5 protein-coding genes are annotated in these 7,895 nt (G+C 38.2%); all 5 read right to left on the bottom strand.

Going from position 1 to position 7,895, the window contains the following annotated elements; translation table 11 throughout:
- Window positions 1-733 (bottom strand): polysaccharide pyruvyl transferase family protein (locus tag BVH04_RS03635; RefSeq protein WP_140160512.1); only part of this gene is annotated, 733 nt, incomplete at its 3' end.
- A gap of 297 nt (window positions 734-1,030) precedes the next feature.
- Window positions 1,031-1,579: a hypothetical protein gene (locus tag BVH04_RS03630; RefSeq protein ID WP_140160511.1), complete on the bottom strand. Its 549-nt coding sequence runs from the start codon at window positions 1,577-1,579 to the stop codon at window positions 1,031-1,033.
- Between the two features lie 27 nt (window positions 1,580-1,606).
- Complete coding sequence (locus tag BVH04_RS03625) at window positions 1,607-3,319, bottom strand: RagB/SusD family nutrient uptake outer membrane protein (protein ID WP_086539971.1); 1,713 nt, start codon at window positions 3,317-3,319, stop codon at window positions 1,607-1,609.
- 21 nt (window positions 3,320-3,340) lie between these two features.
- A complete protein-coding gene (locus tag BVH04_RS03620; RefSeq protein ID WP_240510821.1) occupies window positions 3,341-6,139 on the bottom strand; it encodes a SusC/RagA family TonB-linked outer membrane protein in 2,799 nt (932 codons plus the stop codon).
- Between the two features lie 23 nt (window positions 6,140-6,162).
- Window positions 6,163-7,890, bottom strand: a complete 1,728-nt coding sequence (locus tag BVH04_RS03615) for a RagB/SusD family nutrient uptake outer membrane protein (protein ID WP_086539975.1) — start codon at window positions 7,888-7,890, stop codon at window positions 6,163-6,165.
- Window positions 7,891-7,895 lie beyond the last annotated feature (5 nt).

The following is a 7,895-nucleotide window of genomic DNA, read 5'->3' as shown; positions in this document are numbered from 1 at the left end:
AGCCGTTGTTGTTAGGGTTGAATTGATGATATGGTGTATAGCGTAGCCGTGGAATCACACAAATGAATTTCCCATCTTCCAAGTCTGCTTCTTGTAAGAATTGGTCAGCTTTCTCCTCATTCTTGATGTCCATAAAAAAAGTCGCATCAGGAGCAAACTTGATGTGTTTTCCCTTTATCCCAACCTTTTTGAGGTGTTCGATTGAAAGCGTTTCCCGGGCGTAGATAAAGCTCGCTTCCTTCAAAATACTTTGGTGGTACTCACTTGGACTTTGCAGGGTGGTTCCGAAAACTCCGAATGGTTTGTCTGTATTTTTCATCCAAAAGGCCAGGTGATCCGCAGCGACCAACAACGGACCTGATCCGTGAACCATCACATCGGCTTTTTCAAGAGCAGCAAGGATTTCAGGGTTATCCACGTTTTTATCCTCATCGACATTGCCGTAGATTATTTCCACCGTTGGAAAATTCTTCTTCAAAAGCTCTCCTACTTCTTTGCCCTTGCTTTTTTTCCAAAGAATGATTTTGGCCTCCGGTAAATAGGTCTGGAAAACATTCAGCAAACCCGGAGTATGTGCGATATCACCGATGTTTACATCCTGCCAGCCGGACACAATCAAGATAGTTTTGGCGGATTTTAAACTCTGCGAAAAGCCAAGAAAAGGGTTAATCAGGCCAGTGAGGCAAAGTAGCCCTGTATTTTTAAGTAGTTTTCTTCGAGTGAGATTTTTCATGGAAATTTTCAAATAGAGAATATAGTCGTGCAAGTTTTGAATTTTTATTCACTTGCCGATTTAAGGATATGAAAAGAAGCATAAAGCCCTAAAACAATAGAAATCTAACTTGTATTAGCTGCATATATTTTTAGATTGAATTAGCACTATGAAGACATACTCATTACTTGATTAGAACTATAAATGCATCTCCAACCTATAAATTGAATGGCAGATCTGATATTATGGAAATGAAACCTACGAGGGCAAAATGACTGAATCTATTATGCCCTCTGAAATAGGCTGAACTTTACTGTTTTAATTTTCAAAAACATCAGGCTTAATCCGGATCACCAGCGTATTTAATTCTTCATTACTTTCCACCTGTGCGCTATTTACAGTCAAAGCGAAAACCACTTCTTCTAAATCCGTATCAATTAGGTATTGCCGGTCTATTTCCACTTCAAAAATTGCTAGCTCGCTACCATTGGCCATTTCAATAGACTCAGGAAAAATAGACTTGTCTTGAGGAAGAATGAGACTTAGATCAAATCCCATGGACAAGAGCGTGTCAGTATTTGCTAAAATATCAATAGTGGCATTTGATAGGTTGGTGAGTCCTGATCTATAAACACCGACCGGGATAATCAATTTACTTCCTTCCGGATTTAAAAAGAACTGGGGTGTTTCACTCGTATCTGGTTCTGAAATATCCAGAATCCCAGTGCTCGCCAAAGGCAAATAAATAAGCGGCTCAGGGAAATTCGCATCAACAATCATATCGTTGTTACATGAAAAGCTAAGTAGAGCTATTATTATTATTATTATTAGGGAAAAACTTATCGCGTATGTGTGTGTATTTTTCATTACAGTCAATTAAATAGGAAATGGTTTTTACCAACCTGGGTTTTGAATGATCTTTTCTGAAATTAAAGTCTCTCCAAGTGGAATTGGGTATAAGTACATTCTAGCTTCAAACACTCTATTTTCGACGATAATCGGTGTATATATAAAACCACCATCATCTGTACGTACGATATCAACTCCCCTTAGTGGTAAGGACAAATATTCCTCAGCCAACATCCATCTTCTCAGATCCCAACTTCTATATCCTTCAAATGCCAGTTCTACTCTTCGCTCATGAATTATTCTTTCTCTCATCTCACCTTGAGAGAGTCCTGAAGGTATAGCAGGCATTTTCACACCGGCTCTTTGTCGCACCATATTGACATAAGTAGCTATATCAGGATTACCCGGATTGTATTCATTCAATGCTTCTGCATAACTGAGAAATATTTCGCTCAATCTGAAAATATGCCATGATTTGACACTTCTTTGCCCCTGAAGAAGATTGAGATATTCATAAGAATATTTCTTTAGGTAATAGCCAGTTTTACTCGCATTAACCACTCCTTCTCCATCCAGTCCTCCTTCATACAACTGCACATTCCTTCCTTTATAATAAGAGTTATTGAATATTACCGTAAGATTTAATCTGGGATCTCTCTTAGAGTAGGGATTAGACGCATGTTGCGGATTGTCCCAATCAAAAGGAATAGCTTTATTTTCATTAGTTAAAACCTCATATGAATCAACCAGATTTTGAGATGGCGTAGTATTCCCTTTTCCAAGATCGTATCCAACGGGATAATTTTCCTGTTCAAAACCGTTAGAGGATGAATTTCTTCTGGTAAAAATAACTTCCGGATAAGAAAAACTATTTGTGATGAATAATGATCTATAATTATTATGAAGTGAATACCCTGAACCTGAAAGGTCTATAACTTCCTTAGCAGCATCAGCGGCAGCCTTCCACTTTTCATCGCGGCTTCCATCAAGTGAAATTAGCTCCGGCTTGGAATATCCTCCAGCCCAAGAATCATTGTTGAACAGTTCACTTGCAGCATACAAAAGCATTCTACTCTTTAGTGCTAAAGCAGCTCCTTTGGTTGCGCGCCCTAAATCTTGATTAGGGTAATTTAATGGAAGCCCTGTTGCAGCTGCTTCACTTTCAGACACGATGAAATCTATACATTCCTGAAGGGAGTTTCTCTGAACCTCCGCTGTATTTACATCTAAAGAAGCAGCTTCAGCGAACAATGGAACTCCTCCATACCTTTTCACCAACTCAAAATAGAAGTAAGCCCTGAGAAATCTAGCCTCACTCTTCCATCTTTCTATTTCTGCCAAACGATTTTTATATACTTGCTGAGATGATGGAGAAGGATCCAATTTAAATTGATCCAAATCAATATTGTCCGAATTCTCCAGAAATAGGTTTGCCTTCCGAATTCCCCTGTATAATTGACCCCATAAATTATCTGGATTGTCTACGGAATTCCAAGAGCCATTATTAAATTTTTGGACCCCGGAAGTTTCTAATGTATGCTCTGATTCATCGGAAGAAGAGGCACCCATGGCCCCATCAATTTCCAAATATCCTTCAGGGATATCTGTGTAAATAGAATTTATTCTAGACAAGCTAAAATCATAAGAGTTATTTGCCTGCTCCTCAGTAACCTGAGTACTTAACTCTCTTTCCAAATCAATACATGAAGTAATTGAAAGAAGGGTAATAAAGAATATTATATAGGAATATTTTTTCATGGCTATTTCAGTATTATAGGTTTATAAATCTAGATTAACACCCAGACTAAGTACGCTCATAGCAGGATAACCGAAGTTAGTTTCTGGATCTATGTATTCATTCATACTGTCTATGGAAAACAAATTTGTTCCGTTGACATAAATTCGAGCTCCTGTTAAACTTACTTTACTTAAAAAACTAACAGGTAATGTATATCCAATTTCAACATTCCTTAGTTTCACAAAACTTCCGTCTCTTTGCCAAAAAGAAGAGTAGCGATAGTTATTTAAATTATTCGAAGCCGATAACCTTGGAAAATCAGCTGTACTCGCAGTTTCAGGTGTCCAACGTCCTAAAGCAATATCAGATACCTGCCCGTTATTTTGGAATGCATGGAAATAAGAACCTCCAAAATATACTGTACGACCAGTTACCGCTTGCAATAAGAAGCTAAAATCAAATCCCTTATAATTAAATTTTGAAGACAAGCTATAGGTTGTGATAGGCACGGAAGTATTCCCGATTGGACCAGCATCCTGCTGATCAATGACGCCGTCACTATTTAGATCCTTATATTTTATGTCTCCAGGTTGTACTGCAGTAAAGATCTGAGTAGGACTATTGTCTATATCTGACTGATCCTTAAACAGTCCTAATGCAACCAATCCAAAAGGTTGTCCGATTTGTCTTCCTGTCTGTTGTTGATATTCATACAACCTTATTGGCTCAGAATTGAAGATTATCTCATTCTTTGCCGACCAAACACTTGCCTGAATTGAATAGGTTAATTCTGAAGATGGTTTACTGTTGAATCGTGTTGAGAACTCAAAACCTCTATTTCTCACTTCTCCATCATTTAGCAAAGGAAGCGTAACTCCCAAATATTGTGGAACTGTCCTATTTGGTGTAGTAAGAATATCAGATCTGCGATTTTCAAATATATCTGCGGAAACCACCACTCTATCCAGAATGGTCATATCGATTCCGAAATTCATTTTCCTCCCTTTTTCCCAACTCACATTGGGGTTTGCTAGAGGTCCTTCTGCAATACCAAAGACTTGGCTATTTGTATTTGATAGGTAGTATGAGGCTGTGTATGGATACCTTTGATCAAATAAGAACCTATTACTTCCTCCTGAAGATATATTACTATTGCCAGTAAGACCAACGGATCCTCTTAGCTTAAGAAAAGTCATGAAGTTACTAGTCTTCAAAAAAGACTCATTAGATGCTATCCAACCTAGAGATACTGCTGGAAAAAAGCCAAATCTATTTGATTCAGGAAAATTCTCAGAACCCATATAGCCAAAAGAGAACTCACCTATATATTTCTGGCTATTGGTATAGGTGAATCGTCCTCCACCTCCTATATGTCTGAAAGGGAAGCTAAGGTTCGCATCCCTTAAAGAACTGCTGATATTGGTATAACTATCGGAAATGGCCATAAGCATAGCAGAAAATTCATGCTTTTCAACTACCCTGTCATAATTTAAGGATCCTTGAAAAACTGTATTTCTCCATTGATCGGAATTCCCCTCATTTCCAACTAGCGAAGTATTCTGTCCAAAACCAGTGTATACTGTTTCGTCCTGCTCATTTTTATTAATAGCAAATCTTTCATACTGCTTGGTTTTACTGGAAAAACTTCTGAAGTAATTATTAAATGAAACTGAGCCTGTAATAGCCAGACCATCAGTAATAAAATCCAACTTTTGTCGCAGCTGTAGCGTAGATTGGAGTGTTCTGCCATTGGAAGAATAAGAGCCAGTTTCTAACAAATCCCCTACAGGATTGCCAAATCGTGAACTACCTCCAAAACTACCATCCGGATTGTAAACTGGAAATGAATTTGGAGGCAGAATAGCCAAATTATTAAACATAGGAGAAGTGGTGATCGAAGAAGGATTCAGCTTATCTTCAACAGAGCCCCCCAAAATCACAGTAGCCAAAAGGCTTTCGCTAACGTTAATTTCTATGTTTGATCTAAAATTGAATCTAGAATAATCAGAGTTTGTACTTGCATCATTGAGATCTCCTGCATTAATATATAGCCCGTCCTGATTCAAATAATTTAATAAAACAAAATACCTCACTGAGTTAGTACCACCTCTAAAATTGAGATTGTATTTAGACATGTAAGCTGAATTCTTTAGAATTTCATCATACCAATTCACATCCGGATAGAAATCTGGATCAGAGCCCGTTCTATAGTTTTCGAGATCCGATTCCGAATAAAATGCCGAATTACCGTCATTTATACTCCCCTCATTAAATAATCTGGCATAATCATATGATCCCAAAAATTGAGGTAGTCTTTGTGGACTTTGAAAACCGTGCTGGGTGTTAAAGCTTATTTTAAGTGGACCATCAAAACCTCTTTTGGTGGTTATCAATAATACCCCATTTGCCCCCCTATTACCATAAATAGCAGTTGCAGAAGCATCTTTTAGAAATGAAATGGTTTCTATTTCTTCAGGTACTAGCTGCTCATAGCTGCTTTGGAATCCATCTACCATAACCAATATGTCATTTCCTGGCCCAAACGTATTCATCCCTCTACCAAAAAGTGAAGGTGAGTCATATCCCGGTTCGCTTCCTTGCTGCGTAACAGTCAGTCCCGGAATCTGGCCATAAAGTGTGTTAGAGAGGTTGGAAGTAAACATGTTAAGTTCCCCGCCATTAACCGTAGAAATAGCGCTGGACACTTTCCACTTAGCTTGTTTTCCATATCCTACATCTACTTTTGTCTGAATGGAATCATTTTCTTGAGTTTGTGCTCCTATATATGTAATACTTACCATACACAGCACAATCGTATATATTGATATTTTTAATTTCATGTGTTTCATGTTTAGGTTTACTATTACCAGCCAGGATTTTGCACCAAGTATCCTTTGTTAATTTCGTTTTGGTTAAAAGGATGCAGATACATTTGTTTATGAAACGTTCGAGTTTCAATTATATAAGGCTCATACCTAAACTCACTTTGGCCTTCTATTTCGTAAATCTTTAAACCATAGAAATCTCCGCTCATCACACCTGGGTTTTCAGCAGTCATCCATCTTCGTATATCCCACATTCTATGGTCTTCAAATGCTAATTCTATATCTCTTTCGTTTCTAATCCGCTCCCTCAATTCGCTTTGAGAGAGACCTAAAGGAAGGTCAGGCATACCTGATCTTTCCCTGATTAAATTTACAGCATCGTAAACCTCAGTTGAAGGACCAGAGTATTCATTTAATGCTTCTGCCAGATTGAGATAGGCTTCAGCTACCCGATATAATATACCATTTGGAGTAGTCCTATTGCTAGTACCGTACGTATCGGGGATTAGCTTTTTCATCCATGCTCCACCAAAACAGCCGTTGGCATGTCTCCCTCCTTGATAAGTTTCAAGGATTGGATGCTGTCTATTAAAAAAACTCCCGTTGTAGCCTACAGTCTGTGCAAACCTATTATCCAACTCATCATATTTTTCATTGAGATTATCTCCGCCAGCTGCATCCCAAGTTTGGGGGCTGCCATCCTTCTTCTCATATTTTCTCACGAAATTGTGAATAACTGATACTCCACCCCATGAGTTGTCAACTGCTGTAGGCACGATTCCCGGCCATGGATACTGCCACCAACCAAGATTGAAAAAGCCTTTTTCTGCTAGAATAATCTCATTGTTATCAAGCTGCTCCCACACATACTTGTAGTTCTGATCTACACCTTTATCATTTATTAAAGCAAAGCCTGAAGCGTCTATAGTAGTAAGTGCCTCTTTTGCAGCATCGGCAGCAAGTTTCCACCTATCACCTGAAAAACTACCATAGCTGATCAGATCATTATGCTCTCCAAATGCTAGATAGGGTTGACTTGAATTAAACAAAGGACTGGCTGCATAAAGTAAAGTTCTAGCTTTCAGCATTGTAGCAGCAGGCTTGTTTATTCTCCCTCGAAAGTTCTCACCATAGCGAAGTGGTAAAAAATCGATAGCACTTTCAGCATGTGCTACAATGAAATTGACCACTTCTTCGACACTGCTTCTTGGCAATTTGAAATCATCGTCTATTCCAAATCTTTTATTTACGATGGGAACGCCGCCATATCTTTTTAGCATTTCAAAATAAGAAAGCCCAAGAATAAAATGCATCTCACCCTTTACTTGGTCCTTATAGGTTTGATCCGCATCAGGTACTTCATCCACTCTTTCTAGAATCACCCATGCATTTCTTATCGCTTTCCATCTCACAGTAAAACGAAAGTCCTCAGCTCCATTTGGATTGGAAACAGAACTCAATGACCCTGAATTCCAATTTTGTGTGTGGAAAAAAGTCACTTCTGCTTCAGCTTCATCCGTGATAGCGGAATTAATAGTATAAGGTCTTGGACTTGTAATCCTACCATCTGTAGGATAAATAGAATAAATCCCCATTCTATAGGTAGATGCTATATATGACTCCAATTGAGTCTTAGAAGAAAATAGATCATCTTCTGTGACATCTACACCCGGAGCTTTTTCAAGGAAATCTGTAAGATCTTGGTTGCATGAAACCACAGACGATAAGACAAAAATCCAAACTAATATTTTTGTATATTTTTTCATGAATT

It is taken from the genome of Algoriphagus antarcticus, from assembly GCF_002150685.1.
Lineage (GTDB): Bacteria > Bacteroidota > Bacteroidia > Cytophagales > Cyclobacteriaceae > Algoriphagus > Algoriphagus antarcticus.
Note: the sequence above shows the minus strand (reverse complement) of the source record. Positions and strands in the feature narration are given on the sequence as shown.